The 17,063-nt window shown below is 70.1% G+C and carries 16 protein-coding genes; 6 read left to right on the forward strand and 10 right to left on the reverse strand.

What is annotated here, in order from left to right; genetic code table 11:
* Nucleotides 1-2: 2 nt before the first annotated feature.
* Entirely contained in the window at nucleotides 3-815 is an 813-nt protein-coding gene (locus tag EV671_RS05630) for a MipA/OmpV family protein (RefSeq protein ID WP_132570309.1), read from the forward strand.
* Between the two features lie 256 nt (nucleotides 816-1,071).
* Here EV671_RS05630 and EV671_RS05635 read toward each other — a convergent pair whose 3' ends face one another.
* The 3 genes from EV671_RS05635 to EV671_RS05645 are packed head-to-tail and all read right to left on the reverse strand — an operon-like array spanning nucleotide 1,072 to nucleotide 3,529.
* A complete protein-coding gene (locus EV671_RS05635; RefSeq protein WP_132570310.1) occupies nucleotides 1,072-1,389 on the reverse strand; it encodes an Mpo1-like protein in 318 nt (105 codons plus the stop codon).
* A 53-nt stretch (nucleotides 1,390-1,442) separates the two neighbouring features.
* Nucleotides 1,443-2,240 (reverse strand): alpha/beta fold hydrolase, encoded by a 798-nt coding sequence (locus tag EV671_RS05640; RefSeq protein WP_132570311.1) that lies wholly within the window; start codon nucleotides 2,238-2,240, stop codon nucleotides 1,443-1,445.
* The gene (locus EV671_RS05645; protein ID WP_132570312.1) at nucleotides 2,237-3,529 is read right to left on the reverse strand and encodes an O-acetylhomoserine aminocarboxypropyltransferase; all 1,293 of its coding nucleotides are present in this window, start codon (nucleotides 3,527-3,529) and stop codon (nucleotides 2,237-2,239) included. The genes EV671_RS05640 and EV671_RS05645 overlap by 4 nt, the downstream gene beginning before the upstream one ends.
* A 72-nt stretch (nucleotides 3,530-3,601) precedes the next feature.
* Here EV671_RS05645 and EV671_RS05650 point away from each other — a divergent pair, with 72 nt between their 5' ends.
* From EV671_RS05650 to EV671_RS05665, 4 genes are all read left to right on the forward strand, one after another.
* Nucleotides 3,602-4,069 carry a CBS domain-containing protein gene (locus tag EV671_RS05650; RefSeq protein ID WP_132570313.1) on the forward strand — a complete coding sequence of 156 codons (468 nt, stop codon included), beginning with the start codon at nucleotides 3,602-3,604 and terminating at the stop codon, nucleotides 4,067-4,069.
* Between the two features lie 145 nt (nucleotides 4,070-4,214).
* Nucleotides 4,215-5,318: a chorismate synthase gene (aroC, locus tag EV671_RS05655; protein WP_132570314.1), complete on the forward strand. Its 1,104-nt coding sequence runs from the start codon at nucleotides 4,215-4,217 to the stop codon at nucleotides 5,316-5,318.
* Nucleotides 5,319-5,455: 137 nt separating this feature from the next.
* On the forward strand, nucleotides 5,456-6,616 hold the full coding sequence (locus EV671_RS05660) for an efflux RND transporter periplasmic adaptor subunit (RefSeq protein WP_132570315.1): 1,161 nt from the start codon (nucleotides 5,456-5,458) through the stop codon (nucleotides 6,614-6,616).
* A gap of 16 nt (nucleotides 6,617-6,632) precedes the next feature.
* Entirely contained in the window at nucleotides 6,633-9,869 is a 3,237-nt protein-coding gene (locus EV671_RS05665; protein ID WP_243655592.1) for an efflux RND transporter permease subunit, read from the forward strand.
* A gap of 80 nt (nucleotides 9,870-9,949) precedes the next feature.
* On the opposite strand, the gene EV671_RS27700 is transcribed toward EV671_RS05665, so the two are convergent.
* From EV671_RS27700 to EV671_RS05680, 4 genes are all read right to left on the reverse strand, one after another.
* Nucleotides 9,950-10,081, reverse strand: a complete 132-nt coding sequence (locus EV671_RS27700) for a hypothetical protein (protein ID WP_277592374.1) — start codon at nucleotides 10,079-10,081, stop codon at nucleotides 9,950-9,952.
* 168 nt (nucleotides 10,082-10,249) lie between these two features.
* Nucleotides 10,250-10,486: a GDCCVxC domain-containing (seleno)protein gene (locus EV671_RS05670; RefSeq protein ID WP_132570317.1), complete on the reverse strand. Its 237-nt coding sequence runs from the start codon at nucleotides 10,484-10,486 to the stop codon at nucleotides 10,250-10,252.
* Entirely contained in the window at nucleotides 10,480-11,976 is a 1,497-nt protein-coding gene (locus tag EV671_RS05675; RefSeq protein WP_132570318.1) for a hypothetical protein, read from the reverse strand. Before EV671_RS05675 ends, EV671_RS05670 begins: the two co-directional genes overlap by 7 nt.
* A gap of 55 nt (nucleotides 11,977-12,031) precedes the next feature.
* Entirely contained in the window at nucleotides 12,032-13,255 is a 1,224-nt protein-coding gene (locus EV671_RS05680) for a cyclic di-GMP phosphodiesterase (protein WP_132570319.1), read from the reverse strand.
* A 184-nt stretch (nucleotides 13,256-13,439) separates the two neighbouring features.
* On the opposite strand from EV671_RS05680, the gene EV671_RS05685 reads away from it, so the two are divergent.
* Entirely contained in the window at nucleotides 13,440-13,829 is a 390-nt protein-coding gene (locus tag EV671_RS05685; RefSeq protein ID WP_132570320.1) for a hypothetical protein, read from the forward strand.
* Nucleotides 13,830-13,837: 8 nt separating this feature from the next.
* Here the strand turns inward: EV671_RS05685 and EV671_RS05690 are convergent, their stop codons facing one another.
* From EV671_RS05690 to EV671_RS05700, 3 genes are read right to left on the reverse strand one after another with little or no spacing between them, the layout of a single operon-like run.
* Nucleotides 13,838-14,755: a polysaccharide deacetylase family protein gene (locus EV671_RS05690; RefSeq protein ID WP_132570321.1), complete on the reverse strand. Its 918-nt coding sequence runs from the start codon at nucleotides 14,753-14,755 to the stop codon at nucleotides 13,838-13,840.
* A 15-nt stretch (nucleotides 14,756-14,770) separates the two neighbouring features.
* Nucleotides 14,771-15,571 (reverse strand): NRDE family protein, encoded by an 801-nt coding sequence (locus tag EV671_RS05695; protein WP_132570322.1) that lies wholly within the window; start codon nucleotides 15,569-15,571, stop codon nucleotides 14,771-14,773.
* 16 nt (nucleotides 15,572-15,587) lie between these two features.
* Nucleotides 15,588-16,976: an L-serine ammonia-lyase gene (locus tag EV671_RS05700; RefSeq protein WP_132570323.1), complete on the reverse strand. Its 1,389-nt coding sequence runs from the start codon at nucleotides 16,974-16,976 to the stop codon at nucleotides 15,588-15,590.
* Nucleotides 16,977-17,063: the final 87 nt, after the last annotated feature.

The following is a 17,063-nucleotide window of genomic DNA, read 5'->3' on the forward strand; positions in this document are numbered from 1 at the left end:
GCATGAAAGCCGCCTCCCTCCTGCTGCTCGCCTGCGCGGCCGCTCCGCTTGCCCAGGCCCAGCAACAGGAGCAAGAGCCCGAAAGCCAGCCGGCGCGCTACCTGATCGGCGTCTCGGTCTCGAGCCGGCCCGAGTACGACGGTGCCGCCTCGCGCCAGACCCGGCTCAACGCCCTGTGGGCCTTGCAGGTCGGCCGCTGGCGCCTCAGCACCTCGGGCGGCAGCGCGCTGCTCGGCTTCGGCCGGGAAAGCGCCGGCCCGGGCGCCAGCACCCAGCTCATCGAGACTGCCAGGCTGCGCCTCGGGCTGGCGCTGCGCGTGGACAACGGGCGCAGCAGCAACGACGCGAGCACGACGCGCGGCCTGCCCGACGTGAAGCGCACGCTGCGCGCGCGCCTCTACGCGAACTACAGCCTGGCCCCCGACCTCAACCTCGGCGCCGCGCTGTCCCAGGACCTGCTGGGCCACCAGGGCGGCCTGAACGCCGATGTGAACCTGGGCTGGCGCTTCTACCGCAGCCCGACGCTGGAGTGGACCAGCGGCATCGGCTTCTCCGCGGCCGACGCGCAGAACATGCGCAGCTATTTCGGCGTGCCCGAGAGGGCCATGGCGGCGAGCGGCAGGCCGGCCTATGTGCCCGGCTCCGGCCTGCGCGACCTGCATGCCGGCGTCGGCTTCACGCGGCCCTTCGCCAGGCACTGGTTCGTGTTCGGTTCGGCCGGCGCCAGCCGCCTGCTCGGCCCGGCGGCCGCCAGCCCGCTGGTCGAGAAGCGCGACGGCAGCTACGCGGCCATCGGCCTGGCCTGGCGAAATTAGCCCACTGCGTCGGGGAAATGACACCCCCGCCGGGGCGTGCCGGCAGGCAGACAAGGCGCGAGGAGGCAGCGGGCTTGCGCCCGCAACGACGAGCAACGCCGCATGCCTGCCGGCACGCCCCGGCCCGCAGGGTGAGGACCAAAGCGGGCCACTCAGCGTTGCTCGGCATGGCCGGGGCCCAACCCCGGCGGCGTCTCGCGCCTTGATTGGGCCCGCTTTGGTCCTCGCGGGGGTGCCATTTCCCCGACGCAGTGGACTAGAACTTGATCCGGCCCCGCCAGATGTCGGCGTACATGAGCCAGTCGCCCATCAGGCTGTAGATCGGGTACTTGAAGGTGGCCGGGCGGTTCTTCTCGAAGAAGAAATGCCCGACCCACGCAAAGCCGTAGCCGCAGAGCAGGCTGTAGAGCAGCCAGACGAGGGCGCCCGTCGTCACCAGCTCGAACAGGCAGGCCAGCACCAGCGTCGAGCCGATGAAGTGCAGACGCCGGCAGGTCGTGTTGCTGTGCTCGCCCAGGTAGAAGGGATAGAAATCGGCGAAGCGGGTGTAGCGGGTGGCGCTCATGCCGGCCATTCAAGCGCAGGCCCGGCCGCAGCGGCAAGCGGGCTTGCCCTTGCAGATGTGGCTTACGCCCCGGTCTGAAGCGCCGCCCTGAGGGCCGCCAGCATCGCGTCCGGCGCCTCGGCCATCAGCGCGTGGCCGGCCGGCACCGTGTGGATGCGCGGCTTCAGCAGGCCGCCGAGCACGGCGTTCTGCTTGGGTGAAGTCATCTGGTCCAGCGAGCCCAGAATGAAGTGCACCGGGCAGGCCACGCGCGCCGTGGCCGCCTCGCCGCCCGCGTAGCGGTCGCAGACCTGGAAGTCGTTCTCGAAAAGGTTCACCGCCGTCTGGCGCGACTGCAGCCGGCGCATCAGCGCCATCGAGCCGCCTCGCAGCCAGGCGCCGGGGCCGGGGTAGCCCGGCTTGGCGCTGGCCAGCGAATGCGAGAACGTGTTGACCATGGCCATCGCGGCCTCGGGCCGGTCGCGTGCCGTCGTCAGCAGGGCTTCCGAGACCTTCATCGGGTAGGCGGTGCCCACCATCACCAGCGTGGACGCCCGCTGCGCCGCCTCCAGCGCGATCAGCGAACCCATGCTGTGGCCCACCAGCGCGGCCTTGGCCACGCCGGCCGCATCCAGCAGCCGGTGCAGCCAGGCGGCGATGGCCTCGACGCTGGTCAGTGGCGCGCCGCCGCTGCGGCCATGGCCGGGCAGGTCGGGCGCCAGCACGCCGTAGCCATGGTGGGCGCACCAGCGGGCCAGCAGGGTCCAGACGCTGTGGTCGTTCAACGCGCCGTGGATGAAGACGACGCAGGGCAGGGCAGGGTCGAAGGGCTTGCCGCCGGTGTAGGCATAGGCCTCGTGGTTGTCGACGATGAACTTCATGCCTTGCTCGCTGCTTTGAGCGCCCGCTTCAGGTCGTCGATGAGGTCGGCCGGGTCTTCCAGGCCGATGGACAGGCGGATGGTGCCGGGGCCGATGCCGGCCTGGCGCAGCGCCGCGTCGTCCATGCGGAAATGCGTCGTGCTGGCCGGGTGGATGACGAGGGACTTGGCGTCGCCGACGTTGGCGAGGTGGGAGAACAGCTTCAGCGACTCGATGAAGGCGCGGCCCTGCTCCCGCGTGCCCTTCAGGTCGAAGGAGAACACGGCGCCGGCGCCGCGCGGCAGCAGCTTTTGCGCGAGGGTATGGTCGGGGTGAGAGGCCAGGCCCGGGTAGCCGACCCTGTCCACCAGCGGCTGGGCGGCCAGGAACTCGGCCACGGCCTGGGCATTGGCCACATGCCGCGCCATGCGCAGCGGCAGCGTCTCCAGCCCCTGCAGCATCAGCCAGGCCGTGTGCGGGCTCATGCAGGCGCCGAAGTCGCGCAGGCCCTCGCGGCGGGCGCGCAGCAGGAAGGCGCCGACGGTGCTCTCCTCGGCGAACACCATGCCGTGGAAACCGTCGTAGGGCTCGCAGAGCGTCGCGAACCTGCCGTGGCGATCGTGGGCGGCTTGCCAGTCGAAGCTGCCCGTGTCGACCAGCACGCCGCCGACGACGGTGCCGTGGCCGCACAGGAACTTGGTGGCCGAGTGGTAGACGAGGTCGGCGCCCAGCTCGGCCGGGCGCTGCAGATAGGGCGTCGTGAAGGTCGCGTCCACCAGCAGCGGCAGGCCGGCCTCATGGGCTATTGAACTGACGGCCGGGATGTCCAGCACATCGAGACCGGGGTTGCCCAGGCTCTCGCCGAACAGCAGCCGCGTCTCGGGCCGTATGGCGGCGCGCCAGGCGTCGAGGTCGCGCGGGTTCACGAAGCTGGTCTCGATGCCGAAACGGCGCAGCGTGTAGTGCAACAGGTTGTGGCTGCCGCCATACAGCGCCGTGCTCGCAACGATGTGGCCGCCGGCACCCATCAGCGTGCAGATGGCCAGGTGCAGTGCCGCCTGGCCGCTGGCCGTGGCTACTGAGCCGATGCCGCCGTCCAGCGCGGCCATGCGCTCCTCGAAGACGGCCGTCGTCGGGTTGGAGAGCCGGCTGTAGACGTGGCCGGAGCGCTCCATGTTGAACAGCGAGGCGGCATGCTCGCTGTTCTCGAAGACGAAGGAGGTGCTGAGGTGCAGCGGCGTAGCCCGCGCGCCGGTGCCCGGGTCGGGCAGGGCGCCGGCATGCAGGGCAAGCGTATCGAAGCCGGGCATGGTGTTTTCTATGGTGTGGATGCGCGAGGATTGTGTGCTATGTTGATCACGAAATTTCCCATGGAGGCCCCTATGAAAGTCGTCGATATCCTGCGTGTCAAAGGCGGCACCCTGTTCACCGTCACGCCCGACGAGCCGCTGAAGGATTCCCTCGCCGTCATGGCCGAGCGCGACATCGGTTCCCTGGTCGTCATGGAGCATGGCGAACTGGTCGGCATGCTGACCTTCCGCGAGGTCATCCAGGCCGTCGTGAAGAACGCCGGTGCCGTCGGCACGACCATCGTGCGCACGGTCATGGACGACCATCCGCTGACCTGCACGCCCGAGACCGAGATCGACGAGGTGCGCCGCATGATGCTGGGCCGGCACGCGCGCTATATGCCCGTCATGAACGGCCGCACGCTGATGGGCGTGATCTCCTTCTACGACGTGGCCAAGGCCGTCGTGGACAGCCAGGACTTCGAGAACCGCATGCTCAAGGCCTATATCCGCGACTGGCCGGTCGAAGAGAACCCCGCAGAGGCCGAGCCCAAACTGTGAGGCCGGACTGAGAACAGCGCCTGCGCTGTGCGACGCCTGCCGAACGACACCCGGCTTGCAAGCCGGACGGCATGAAGTTCGCAACGCATGAAGGCGGCCTTGCGGGGCCGCCTTTGCTTTTCGGGCCCACCTAGAATTTGCGGATATGTCAGGCAGCACCTTCGGCGAACTCTTTCGCGTCACCAATTTCGGCGAAAGCCACGGCCCGGCCATCGGCTGCGTCATCGACGGCTGCCCGCCGGGCATGCAGCTCAGCGAGGCCGACATCCAGCCCGAGCTGGACCGCCGCCGCCCCGGCACCAGCCGCCACGTCACCCAACGTAACGAGCCCGATGCGGTGAAGATCCTGTCCGGCGTCTACGACGGCGTCACGACCGGCACGCCCATCTGCCTGCTGATAGAGAACACCGACCAGCGCAGCAAGGACTACGGCAACATCCTCGACACCTTCCGTCCCGGCCACGCCGACTACACCTACTGGCGCAAGTACGGCGTGCGCGACCCGCGCGGCGGCGGGCGCTCGTCGGCGCGTCTGACGGCACCGATGGTCGGCGCCGGCGCCGTGGCCCGCAAATGGCTGAAGCAGGCCTATGGCACCGAATTCCGCGGCTGCATGACCCAGCTCGGCGAGATCGAGATCCCGTTCGAGGGCTGGCAGCATGTTGGCGACAACCCCTTCTTCGCCGCCAACGCCAGCAAGATCGCCGCGCTCGAGGTTTATATGGATGAGCTGCGCCGCGCCGGCGACTCGGTCGGCGCGCGCATCCGTGTCGAAGCCACCGGTGTGCCGGTCGGCCTGGGCGAGCCGCTGTTCGACAAGCTGGACGCCGACATCGCCTATGCGCTGATGGGCATCAACGCGGTGAAGGGCGTGGAGATCGGTGCCGGCTTCGGCGTCGTCGCCCAGCGCGGCACCGAGCATGGCGACGAGCTGAGCCGCGAAGGCTTCGCCAGCAACAATGCCGGCGGCATGCTGGGCGGCATCTCGACCGGCCAGGACATCGTCGCCAGCATCGCGATCAAGCCCACCAGCTCCATCCGCAGCCCCAAGGCCAGCATCGACCGCGCCGGCAACCCGGCCACGGTGGAGACCTTCGGCCGCCACGACCCCTGCGTGGGCATCCGCGCCACACCCATTGCCGAGGCCATGCTGGCCCTGGTGCTGATGGACCATGCGCTGCGGCATCGGGCGCAATGCGGGGATGTGAAGCTGCCGATCGCCCCCATTGCGGGGACCCGCCCCAGCTGAATTCGGCTGAATTCGGCCTGATCGCTGGGGAATGCAGCTCAGCCCCCGCAAACCGCGTTTCGTCACAAGCCCGCTGCGCCCCGGCGCTCTGATTTCTAGACTGCAAAGGTCTGCATCAGAGAGTGTTTGGGGGAGTCATGCGCAAGTCCTGGAAATTGGGTGGCATCGCGGCCGTCGTGCTGCTGGTGGGTGGCGCTGGCGTGGCCGTCATGGCCAGCAAGGGCGATGGCCCAAAGAAACCCGACGACGACAAGGCCAAGACCGTGCTGGAGTTCGTGCCCAGCGAAGTCGTCAAGCCGACGCTGACCGCCATGCCGGCCCTGATCGAGTTCAGCGGCCCGCTGGTGGCGCCGGGTACGGTCATCGTGCGCGCCAAGTCCAACGGCACCCTGCTCAACCTCGCCGTCGGCGAAGGCAGCCGCGTGAAGGCCGGCCAGGCTCTCGGCCAGGTCGATCTGGAAGAGCTGCGCTATCGCATCGCCGAGCGCGGCGCCAGCGTCGAGGCCATGCGCGCCCAGATGGAGCAGGCCGAGCGCAGCTACAAGGCCAACGAGGGCCTGGCTGCCAAGAGCTTCATCGCCCAGACGGCGCTGGACAACTCGCGCGCCGCCTACGAGTCGGCCCGCGCCAACTGGAACGCCGCCAAGGCCCAGCTCGACACCAGCCAGGTGACGATGCGCCAGGCCGCCCTTGTCGCGCCCATCAACGGCATCGTCGCCAAGCGCCACGCGCTGCCGGGCGAGAAGCTCGCCGCCGAGCAGCAGATCCTGACCATCGTTGACCTGTCAAAACTTGAGCTGGCCGGCCTGGTGGGCACGCACGAGGTCAGCCGCCTTCAGCCGGGCATGGCGGTGCAGGTGCAGGTCGAGGGCGTGGACGAGCCGGTGCAGGCCAAGATCGCCCGCATCGCGCCCAGCGCCGAGCCGGGCACGCGCTCCATCGGCGTGACGCTGGTGCTGGACAACCCCAGGGAGCTCTACCGCGCCGGCCAGTACGCCGTCGCCAAGGTCGTGCTGCAGGACGACACCCAGCGCCTGACCGTGCCGCTGGCCGCCATCAGCCGAAACTCCGGCCAGGAGCAGGTCTGGATGATCGAGAAAGGCGCGCTGGTGCGTCGCATCGTGACCACCGGCCGCAGCGACGCCCAGGAAGGCCGTGTCGAGATCCTGAACGGCCTCAAGCCCGAGGCCCAGGTGCTGGCCGCGCGCTTCGACAACCTGCGCGAGGGCGACAAGGCCACCGTCGTGGCCACCAAGGCCAAGGTCGCCAGCTCGGCCGCCACCCCCGTCCAACAGTGAGGGCCAGGCCATGTGGATGACCCGCGTTTCCATCCAGAACCCGGTCTTCGCGACCATGGTGATGGTGGCCCTGTGCGTGCTGGGCCTGTTCTCCTACGCCAAGCTCGGTGTCGAGCAGATGCCCGACATCACGCTGCCCGGCGCCTGGATCGACATCCGCTACCCGGGCGCCTCGCCCGAGGCCGTCGAGCGTGAAGTCGCCAAGCCCCTGGAAGAGGCGCTGAACAGCATTGCCGGCGTCGACCGCATCCAGTCGCGCAGCTTTGAAGGCCGCGTGCAGGCCAGCGTCGAATTCACGCTGGACACCGACATGAACCGCGCGATGCAGGACCTGCGCGACCGCGTCGCCGCGGCCCAGGCCGCCTTCCCGAGGGACGTGAAGCCGCCGTCGATGTCGCGCTTCCAGGGCGACAACGCCCAGCCCATCGTCGTGCTGGCGCTGCTGAGCTCGACGCGCGGCGCGCGCGAGCTGTCGATGATGGCCGACCTCATCGTGTCCAAGCGGCTGGGCCGCGTCGAGGGCGTGGCCAAGGTGGACGTCGGCGGCATGACGACCCGCGAGGTGCGCATCGACCTCGACCCGATGCGGCTGCGCGCCTATGGCGTGACGCCGGCCGAGATCTCCAAGGCCTTGAACGACGCGAACAGCGACCAGCCCGTCGGCCTGCTGAGCGACACCAACGCCGACGCCATCCTGCGCGTCGAAGGCCGCGCCAAGGACCCCAAGGCCTTCGGCCAGATGGTCGTCGCGCGCCGCGGCAACCTGGCGCTGACGCTGAACGACCTGGGCACCCTGGTCGAGCGCGAGCGCGAGGTCGACAGCATCGCCCGCATCAACGGCCAGCCGGCCGTCAGCTTCAACGTCTTCAAGCAGCAGGACGCCAACATCGTGCAGACCGGCGAGGCCGTGAAGGATGCGACGGAGGAACTGCGCAAGGTGCTGCCCAAGGACGTCGAGCTGCGCCTGATCTACGCCAACAGCGACTTTGTGAAGGGCTCGCTCACCGGCCTGCGGCACACGCTGATCGAAGGCGCGCTGCTGACCGTCGCCATCGTCTTCCTGTTCCTGCACAGCTGGCGCTCGACCATCATCACCGGCCTGACGCTGCCCATCGCCGTCATCTCCAGCTTCATCGCCGTGCATGCCTTCGGCTTCACGCTGAACTTCATGACGATGATGGCGCTGTCCCTGTGCATTGGCCTGCTGATCGACGACGCCATCGTCGTGCGCGAGAACATCGTGCGCCACGTCGGCATGGGCAAGAGCCATTACCAGGCCGCTGCCGACGGCACCAACGAGATCGGCCTGGCCGTGATGGCCACCACCTTCGCGATCTGCGCCGTCTTCGTTCCCGTCGCCTTCATGGGCGGCATCATCGGCAAGTTCTTCTATCCCTTCGGCATCACGGTCGCCGTGGCGGTGATGGTCAGCCTCTTCGTCAGCTTCACGCTCGACCCGATGCTGTCCTCGGTCTGGCACGACCCGGTCAACGAGCGCGTGAAGCGCCTGCCCGTCGTCGGCCATGCCATCCGCGCGACCGACTGGTGCATGGAGCATCTGCACGACCGCTATGCGCGCCTGATCGGCTGGGCCTTCTCGGGCCGCCGCTACCGCGTCTTCGTGCCGCCCATCCCGGCCTATGGCCGCCCGTTCGATGCCAACGGCCGACGCGAAAAGAGCGCCAAGCGAGTCTTGCGCTTCGCGACGCTGACGCCGCGCGGCCTGGTCATGTGGGGCGCTTTCGCGAGCTTCGTCGCGGCGCTGATGCTGGCGCCCCTGGTCGGCAGCGAGTTCGTGCCGCAGACCGACAACGGCTTCACCCAGGTCAACCTGCGCATGCCGGTGGCCTCCAGCGTCGAGCGCGGCAGCGCCAAGGTCGCGCAGATCGAGGAGATCCTGAAGAACTACCCCGAGATCAAGACCGTCTCGGCGGTCATCGGCAGCACCGGCGAGGGCCTGTCAACGGGCCGCAACCAGGCGTCGCTGAACATCTCCCTCATCGACCGCAGCGAGCGCAAGCGCACGCAGAAGGAGATCGAGGACGCGATCCGCGCCGACATCGCGAAGATCCCGGGCGTCGAGGTCAGCGTGGGCTTCGACCGGCCGATCTGGATCACCATCCTCGGCAGCGACCCCGAGGTGCTGACCCAGACCGCGAAGGACCTGGTCGAGAAGATCAAGAAGGTGCCCGGCGCCGTGGACGTCGACACCACCGTCAAGCCCGGCCTGCCGGCCTTCGCCGTGCGCCTGAAGGACTCGGCCATCCGCGAGCTCGGCCTGACCGCGCCGCAGGTCGCGTCCAGCCTGCGTGCCTACGTGAACGGCGACGTCGCCACCTACTGGACGACGCCCGACGGCAACCAGGTCGAGGTGCTGCTGCGCCTGCCGCGCGAGCAGCGCGAGCGCATCGAGCAGATGGCCAAGCTGCCGGTCGCCTTCTCCAAGGACGGCGCGCCCATCACGCTGGACCAGGTTGCCACCATCGATCCGGTCTTCAACCCCGAGGTCATCCGCCGCGAGAACCTGCAGCGCCGCGAGGCCGTGTTCGCCGGCGTGCAGGGCCGCCCGGGCGGCGACGTGAACGCCGACGTGCAGAAGCTCATCAAGACCATCCAGCTGCCGCCCGGCGTCAGCTTCAAGGTGGACGGCGCCGGCAAGCAGCAGGCCGAGGCCTTCAATGGCCTGCTGGCCGCGATGGGCCTGGCGGTGATCTTCATCTACATCGTGCTGGCCAGCCAGTTCGGCAGCTTCCTGCAGCCCATCGCCATCATGGCCTCGCTGCCGCTGGCCCTCATCGGCGTGATGCTGGCCCTGCTGCTGTGGCGCTCCACGCTGAACGTGTTCTCGATGATCGGCCTCGTCATGCTGATGGGCCTGGTGACCAAGAACGCGATCCTGCTGGTGGACTTCGCCAACCATGCCCGCAAGGCTGGCGCGACGGTGGCCGAGGCGCTGCGCGAGGCCGGTCTGATCCGCATGCGCCCCATCATCATGACGACGGCGGCCATGGTCTTCGGCATGCTGCCGATGGCTATCGCGCTGAACGATGGCGGCGAGATCCAGGCACCCATGGGCCGGGCCATCATCGGCGGCGTCATCACGTCGACGCTGCTGACCCTGGTCGTCGTGCCGGTGCTCTACAGCTACCTCGTGCGCGACAGGAAACCCGCCGCCAAGCCGGCGGAGCAGGGCGCCGCCACCGCGCTGCCGCTGCACGGCATGCCGGGTGCGATGCCGGCGGACAAGGAATAGAAGTTTCCCCTCGAGCGCTCCCGCGCCCTGGGCCGGCCGCTTCGGTGGCCGGCCCTTTTTGCGGCTTCAGCGCCCCGAATTCAGACGATGCCGGCGAAAGGGCCAGCCTTCTGCATCGCGTGCGAAGCAGAGCCCGGCAGGCCGTGGGTCAGCGCCCAGATCCAGAAGATCATCAGTGCGAATGCGATTCCGGTCAGCTTCCATCGCCTCATCGACGACTCCTCGGGAAACGAGCGGGATTGCCGACCGGGGCGAAGCCCTGCTCGATGCAACCCGGTTCGGGTGTCCGCGGACTCTAGAAAACGGCGGCTGACCGGAAGCTGACCAACGGCACCCTGGCGCAACGGTCCCAGCCCGCAGGCGCGGCTGTGGGCGACGGCTCAGGCGCCGCAGCCTGGGCAGCCCCGCTGCTGCTGCACCGGCGGGCACTTGACCGAGCCGTAGGAGCAGAACACGCAGCAGTCGCCGGGCTTGGGGCGCAGCAGGGTCTTGCACCGCTCGCACTCGTAGAAGAACTGGCAGGCATCGGTCGGCATGAGTTCGCGCTTTGCATAGCCGCAGACGGGGCAGGTCAGCGTGGATTCCAGCTGGACGGCGGTGGAGCTGGGGCCTACCACTTGCACCCCTTGCCGCGCGCCGTGTCGATGGCCAGCGGTATGGCGGCCAGGATGCCGGCATTGCTGTAGGCCTTGCGGCAGTCCTTGTTGGCCGCGTCCTCGATGGACTGCTCCAGCTTGGACCTGCGTTCCGGCGGCTGCGGCAGCAGTTCGACGAGGCCGGGGCCGCGGCGGGCGGCGCTATCGCCACGTGGCAGCGACAGGTTCAGCGGCGTCCGTGGCGCGCTGGCGGCGGCCGCGGGCGGCAGGGCCGGCGCGGCGCCGATGCGCGGGCCGGCATCGGGCGCGCCCGGCGAGGCCCGGGGCGCGGCATAGGGGTTGGCGTCCGGATCGCCCTGGGCCGGGCCGGCCGGGAGGGGCTGGCTGGGCAGGGCGCTGGACAGGTCGGCCGGCAGGGCCGCGGCCGGCACCGCCGCTGCCGGGCGCGTGTTGGTCACGGGCTGCATCGGCATGGCGGCGTTCGCGCCCTCGGCCGCTTCCAGCCGGCGCACCGCGGCGGGCAGATCCTGGGCTGCAGGCAGGGCCGTCGACGCCGACCGGGCAGCGCCGGCCTGGCGCAGTTCGCTGGCCCGTGGCAGGCCGGCGGTCGCAGTGTCGTTCGACGGGGCCTCCAGCTTCTGCACCGCGGCGGGCAGGGCCGCTGCGGGCGTGGGTGGCACGGTGGTGCCCGGCGGCGTGCTGCGCAGCTCGGCTGCACGCGGCAGGGGCGTGGCGACACCGCTCTCGGCCGTGGCTTCGAGCCGGTGCACCGGTGGTGGCAGCTCGGCGCTCGGCGCGACGGCGGCAGGCGCGGGCGGAGCGCGCAATTCGGTCGGGCGGGGCAGCGCGGCGGCGCCCGGCGACGCGGCCTCCAGCCGCTGCACCGGGGCCGGCAGCTCGGTGGCCAGCGGCGCTTCGAAGGCTCGGGCCGGCGCGCTCAGGCGTGGGGGCGGGGCCAGCGGCGCGGCGGTCTCGGGCTGGGCCTCCAGCCGCCCGATGGCGGCGGGCAGGTCCGGCGCGGGGGCCGGCAGCGGCACGGTGGCGGCGCCCGCGCGCGCCAGGTCGGCCGGCTGCATCGGCAGCACGGTCGATTCGGCCGGCGCGATGCGCGCCAGCGGCGGCGTGAGGTTCTCGCGCTCGACCGGGCGGAAGCCTTCCGGCAGGTCCAGCGTTGCGGCGTCGGGCGCAGCGGTGGAGGCTTCGTCGCCGCGCGCGGCCTCGGCCGGCGCTTCGCGCGGGTTCCGGCGGCCCGGCGCGGCAGCCCCGGTGGGTTCGGCCGGGCTGGCCTGGCCCGTGGCGCGCTCGCCGGGCGGCGCGTCGGCCTCTTCGCCGCTGCGGCCCAGCAGCCTGACGGTCAGGCTGCCCCAGACGCCCTGGCCCGGCGTGGCGCTGCCGGTCGCGTTGCCGAATACCAGCACCAGCCAGACGTGCAGCAGCACGGCCAGCAGCAGGCAGCGCCGCAGCAGGCGCGGGTCGGGCGGCGGGCGGCGGGGGAAGGCGGCGGCGGACACGGCGGCCGGATTGTGTCTCGGCGCCACCGCTGTTTCGTGAAGCGGCCGGCCCGGTTCAGCCTTTCGCCAGCGGGTTCCAGAGCTCGTCGAGATGGGTGAAGCCCCAGGTTTCGGGTGGCTCGCGGCCGATGATGGCGTCCCTGGCCGACGGCGAGGACAGGTCCAGCATCTGCACCGGGATGGGCATGCCGGACTTGGTCGAGTAGAAGACCTTCACCCGCGGCTTGATGAGCGAGCCGGGATTCTGGTCGACGACGACGGCCAGCCGGCCGGACTGCAGCCGCACCAGCGTGCCGGTGGGGTAGATACCGACGCTCTTCAGGAAGGCCTGGAACAGGGCAGGGTCGAAATGACCCTTCCACTGCGCCATGCGCTGCAACGAACCGGCCGGGTCCCAGGCCGTCTTGTAGGGCCGCGTGGACGTGATTGCGTCGTAGACGTCGCAGATGGCGCCCATGCGCGCCATCCGGCCGATCTGCTCGCCGGCCAGCCGGTGCGGGTAGCCGGTGCCGTCGATCTTCTCGTGATGGTGCAGCACGACGTCGAGCGCCACGGCGGGCACGCGGGCGCTGCCCTTGAGCAGCTCGTGGCCGCGCTCGGGGTGGGTCCGCATCACGTCGAACTCGGTGTCGGTCAGCGAGCCAGGCTTGTTCAGCACCTCCAGCGGCATCTTCATCTTGCCGACGTCGTGCAGCAGGCCGGCTAGGCCGGCCTCGCGGGTCTCGCTGTCCGTCAGGCCGAGCTGGCGGGCCAGCCCGACCATCAGCGCGCAGACGGCCACCGAATGCATATAGGTGTAGTCGTCGCGGGTCTTCAGCCTGGCGAGGCTGATGAAGGCCGAGGGGTTGCGGGCAAGCGTCAGGGCCACCTCCTCGACGACCGGGAAGCAGCGTTCGGTGTTGACCGTCTGGCCCAGGCGGGCCTCGCCGAACATGGCCATGACGGCCTGCTTGGAGCGGTTGAGGACCTGGCTGGCGCGTTCGATCTCGGCCTCGAGGCTTTCGCCGCGTGCCGGCGCCGCAGCCTGCGTTGCCTCGGCCTGCGGTGCCGGCGCGGCGAGCGCCTCCGCAACGGCAGACGCCACCGGCTCGTCCACGTCGCGCCCCTTGCTGATGTCGATCCAGACCGCCGGCACGCTGCTGGCCCTGAGCAGCGCCAGGTCGCCCGCATCGAGCAGCACGAACTTGGTCTTCCAGAACGGGTGCGACAGCCATGCCCCTTCCAGCGACTGCAGATACATCCCCAGCGTCACTTGGGAGGTCGGGATCTTCTTCAGCATGATCAGAAATGGCTGGCTGGCGAAAGTATCGATGCCATGCCTGGAACCGAGTTGTGATGCATTTGGCATCCCGCCGGCTACTTCGGGTTTCCCTGATCGTGGTCAAGCAGCGGCGCCGCAGCCCCGCAATGCCTGCGTCACGCAGCCGCACTTAAAGTCGGGACTCCTTCACACGGAGCCCACGATGGACGCCCAGCAACTGCTCTCCGAATTCCTTTCCACCGAACATGGCGCCCAGGCCATGCAGGCGCTGACGGCGCAGGGCTATTCCGACGCCGATGCCCAGCAGCTGCTGGGCCACGCCACCGAGGCTGCGCAAGCCCATGTCGAGGAACAGCATGCGGGCCTGATGGGCTCGCATCCCGGCAAGAGCTTCTTTGCCGCCTTCGCCGCCGGGCTCGTGCAAGGGGACGGGTTCTTCAAGTCGTTGGAGGACGGCGGAGAGGGCGTGATCTCGGCGCGCATCGCCGAGGCGGTGGCCAACAAGGCGGGCGTGGATTCGTCGGCCGCCTCGACGATTGCCGCTGCCGCAACGCCCTTCCTGGTGAGCTTCCTGAAGAGCAAGCTGGGCTGAGCTGCCGCTCAGCGCAGCGAGGCTGCGAATCCCGGGTCGGTCAGCGGCGCGAACCTGAAGCCCTCGGCCAGCAGGCGCTCGATCAGGGCCTCGAGCTTGGCCAGCGTGTTCGGGTGGATCTCGTGCATCAGCACGATGCCGCCCTTGCGCGCCTTCACGGCGGCGACGACGTGGTCGACGAAATGCTCGCGGTTGACCTTGTCCACGCCACAGATCTTGGCTTCGTGCGCGTCGATGCTGCCGGTCTTGTCGAAGGCCCAGTCGCAGCTGTCCACATGCCAGCCGACGATGCGGTAGCCGAGCTGCTGCAGCTCCGCATTGGTCTCGCAGCTGGAGTTGCCATAGGGGTAGCGGAACAGCTTGGGCGCCGCCAGCGCCGCCAGCGCCGTGTCGCTGCGCTCGACCTCGCTGGCCTGCTTGGCCGCCGGGATGTCGTGGAAATTGGGATGGGACCAGGAATGGTTGCCCACCAGCGCCAGCGGGTGCGCCTTCACCAGGGCGGCCAGCTCGGGATGGCGCTGCACCTTGGCCGCGATGAGGAAGAAGCTGGCCGGGATCTGGTGCTTGTCCAGCAGCGCGAGGATGGCCTCGGTGGCGCCCGGCTCAGGGCCGTCGTCGAAGCTGAGGCTGACCACACCGGACGGCGGCGGCGTCCCGATGTCGGACTCGAAGCGACAGCTCTGCTTCAAGGCCTCGGCAGGCTGGTTCATCTGCTCGGCCAGGCCACGCACGCGGGCCGCACGGATCTCGATGGCATGGTTGTGGTGCGGGCGCTCGGGGGCACTGGCCGCGCTGGCAGGCGCGGCGGGTGCCGATGGTGCGGACGAGGGCGCGGCAGGCGGCGTGGCGGCCTGGGGAGCGGCTGAGGCGGGGCCGAGCAGCCAGGCGAGGCAGCTGAGGGCAAGCAGGTGGGGGATGGTTTTCACGGCGCGCATTGTCAGTCAGGGCCAGGCGGGCAGTTCGTGCACGACCGGCGCCAGCCAGCGGCCCTCGGCCGTGACGCTGCGCTCGAGCACGCGCGTGGCGCCCGAGGCCTCGCGGATCAGCAGCGTCGAGCAGCGCGTGCCATAGCCAGCCAGCCCGGGCCGCGCCGGGTCCGGCATGCGCACGAAGCGCGGCGACAGCAGCCGCTCGCGCTCCAGGCCGACGCCGGTGTCGGGCAGTTCGGCGTCGGCCGCGGGCGAAGCATCGGCGAGGGCGGCGAAGAGCTCGTCGGCCAGCTGCTGCGGCGAGCGTGCGTATTCGAGGGCCGCGGCCAGCGCCGCCTGCAGGCCGCGCGTCTTGGGCCAGGGCGTGTCCAGCGCCGCATTGGACAGCGCGTGGATGCCGGGCGCGAGCGCCACCGGTCCCGGCGCACGGTTGCTGAACCAATGCCAGGCGCCGCGGCGCAGATCGGCGGTGACGAGGTTGAAGCCGTTGTAGCCCGCACGCAGCGCGGCGCTGAAGGCCGGCGAGTCCAGCTCGCTGGCCAGCCAGTCGACGACGAGGGCACCGCGCGAGGGCGCGTCGGCGATCTGGCGGCCGGGTTCGCGCACATTGGTCAGCAGCGCGAGGCGGCCGGCGCGCGTCAGGCCGAACCAGCTGCCGCCGGCGCCGAGATCGCGGCCCGCGAGCAGCTCGACGCCGCCGGCCGGCCACCAGGCCATCGGCGCCGCGGGGCGGGCAAAGAACTCGTCGCGGTTGGCCGCGACGACGAGGGGAAAGCGCCGATGGGCGTTCAGTGCGAACGCGGCGAGGCACATGGCTGGAGTCGCTGCCTCAGCATTCCACGATGTTCACGGCCAGGCCGCCGCGTGCGGTTTCTTTGTACTTGGTCATCATGTCGGCGCCGGTGTCGCGCATGGTCTTGATGACCTTGTCCAGGCTGACGAAGTGGGTGCCGTCGCCGCGCAGCGCCATGCGCGCCGCATTGATGGCCTTGACCGACGCGATCGCGTTGCGCTCGATGCAGGGGATCTGCACCAGGCCGCCGACCGGGTCGCAGGTCAGGCCTAGGTGGTGCTCCATGCCGATCTCGGCCGCGTTCTCGACCTGCTCCGGCGTGCCGCCCATCACCGCGCACAGCGCGCCGGCCGCCATCGAGCAGGCCACGCCGACCTCGCCCTGGCAGCCCACCTCGGCGCCGCTGATGGAGGCGTTTTCCTTGTAGAGGATGCCGATGGCGGCGGCGGTGAGCAGGAAGTCCATCGCGCCCTTGGGCGTGCTGCCGTGCACGAAGCGCGTGTAGTAGTGCAGCACCGCCGGGATGATGCCGGCCGCACCATTGGTGGGCGCGGTGACGACGCGGCCGCCCGCGGCGTTCTCCTCGTTGACGGCCAGCGCGTAGAGGTTGACCCAGTCCATCACCTGCAGTGGGTCGCGCAGCGCGGCCTCGGGGTTGGCGGTCAGGTCGCGGTGCAACTGCGCCGCGCGGCGCTTGACCTTGAAGCCGCCGGGCAGCACGCCCTCGGTGCGGCAGCCGCGCTGCACGCAGGCCTGCATGACGTCCCAGATCTTCGTCAGGCCGGCATCGATCTCGGCCTCGCTGCGCCAGTGGCACTCGTTGCGGCGCATCAGCTCGGCGACGGACAGGCCGTGGCGCCGCGTCTGTGCCAGCAGCTCGTCGCCGGTCTTGAAGGGGTAGGGCAGCACGGTCACGTCGGGGGCGATGACCTTCTGCTTGCTGCCGTCCGCCGCCACCTCGTCGCTGACGATGAAGCCGCCGCCGACCGAGTAGTAGACGCGGTTGGCGAGCTCGTTGCCCTCGGCGTCGAAGGCGATGCAGCGCATGCCGTTGGCGTGGAAGGGCAGGGTCTCGCGACGCTTGAAGACGAGGTCCTTGGCCTCGTCGAAGGCGACGCGGTGCTGGCCGACCAGGTTCAGGTCGCCGGCGCGGATGGCGTCGAGCAGCGCGGGAATCGCCTCGACGTCCACCGTGTCCGGCTCATGCCCGGCCAGGCCCAGCAGCACGGCCTTGTCGCTGCCGTGCCCCTTGCCGGTGGCGCCGAGCGAGCCGTACAGGATGACCTGCACGCGGGCCACCTTGTCCAGCAGGCCCTCGTGCTGCAGCCGCAGGCCGAACAGCCGTGCCGCCCGCATCGGCCCGACCGTGTGCGAGCTGCTCGGGCCGATACCGATCTTGAAGAGGTCGAAAACGGAAACGGCCATGTCTGCCTCGATTCAGTTGAGGGCGGCGTGTGGCCGCCCGACTCCTCCAGCGACTGCCGTGGAACCGGCTTTGCCAGGCCACTGGCA

Source organism: Roseateles saccharophilus, assembly GCF_004342485.1.
Classification (GTDB): domain Bacteria; phylum Pseudomonadota; class Gammaproteobacteria; order Burkholderiales; family Burkholderiaceae_C; genus Pelomonas; species Pelomonas saccharophila.

Bases quoted from the DNA above. Each gene is read 5' to 3' on its own strand.
- EV671_RS05630 (WP_132570309.1), top strand. From the start codon at position 3: ATGAAAGCCGCCTCCCTCCTGCTGCTCGCCTGCGCGGCCGCTCCGCTT.
- EV671_RS05635 (WP_132570310.1), bottom strand. From the start codon at position 1,389: ATGGCCGGCATGAGCGCCACCCGCTACACCCGCTTCGCCGATTTCTAT.
- EV671_RS05640 (WP_132570311.1), bottom strand. From the start codon at position 2,240: ATGAAGTTCATCGTCGACAACCACGAGGCCTATGCCTACACCGGCGGC.
- EV671_RS05645 (WP_132570312.1), bottom strand. From the start codon at position 3,529: ATGCCCGGCTTCGATACGCTTGCCCTGCATGCCGGCGCCCTGCCCGAC.
- EV671_RS05650 (WP_132570313.1), top strand. From the start codon at position 3,602: ATGAAAGTCGTCGATATCCTGCGTGTCAAAGGCGGCACCCTGTTCACC.
- aroC (WP_132570314.1), top strand. From the start codon at position 4,215: ATGTCAGGCAGCACCTTCGGCGAACTCTTTCGCGTCACCAATTTCGGC.
- EV671_RS05660 (WP_132570315.1), top strand. From the start codon at position 5,456: ATGCGCAAGTCCTGGAAATTGGGTGGCATCGCGGCCGTCGTGCTGCTG.
- EV671_RS05665 (WP_243655592.1), top strand. From the start codon at position 6,633: ATGACCCGCGTTTCCATCCAGAACCCGGTCTTCGCGACCATGGTGATG.
- EV671_RS27700 (WP_277592374.1), bottom strand. From the start codon at position 10,081: ATGAGGCGATGGAAGCTGACCGGAATCGCATTCGCACTGATGATCTTC.
- EV671_RS05680 (WP_132570319.1), bottom strand. From the start codon at position 13,255: ATGCTGAAGAAGATCCCGACCTCCCAAGTGACGCTGGGGATGTATCTG.
- EV671_RS05685 (WP_132570320.1), top strand. From the start codon at position 13,440: ATGGACGCCCAGCAACTGCTCTCCGAATTCCTTTCCACCGAACATGGC.
- EV671_RS05695 (WP_132570322.1), bottom strand. From the start codon at position 15,571: ATGTGCCTCGCCGCGTTCGCACTGAACGCCCATCGGCGCTTTCCCCTC.
- EV671_RS05700 (WP_132570323.1), bottom strand. From the start codon at position 16,976: ATGGCCGTTTCCGTTTTCGACCTCTTCAAGATCGGTATCGGCCCGAGC.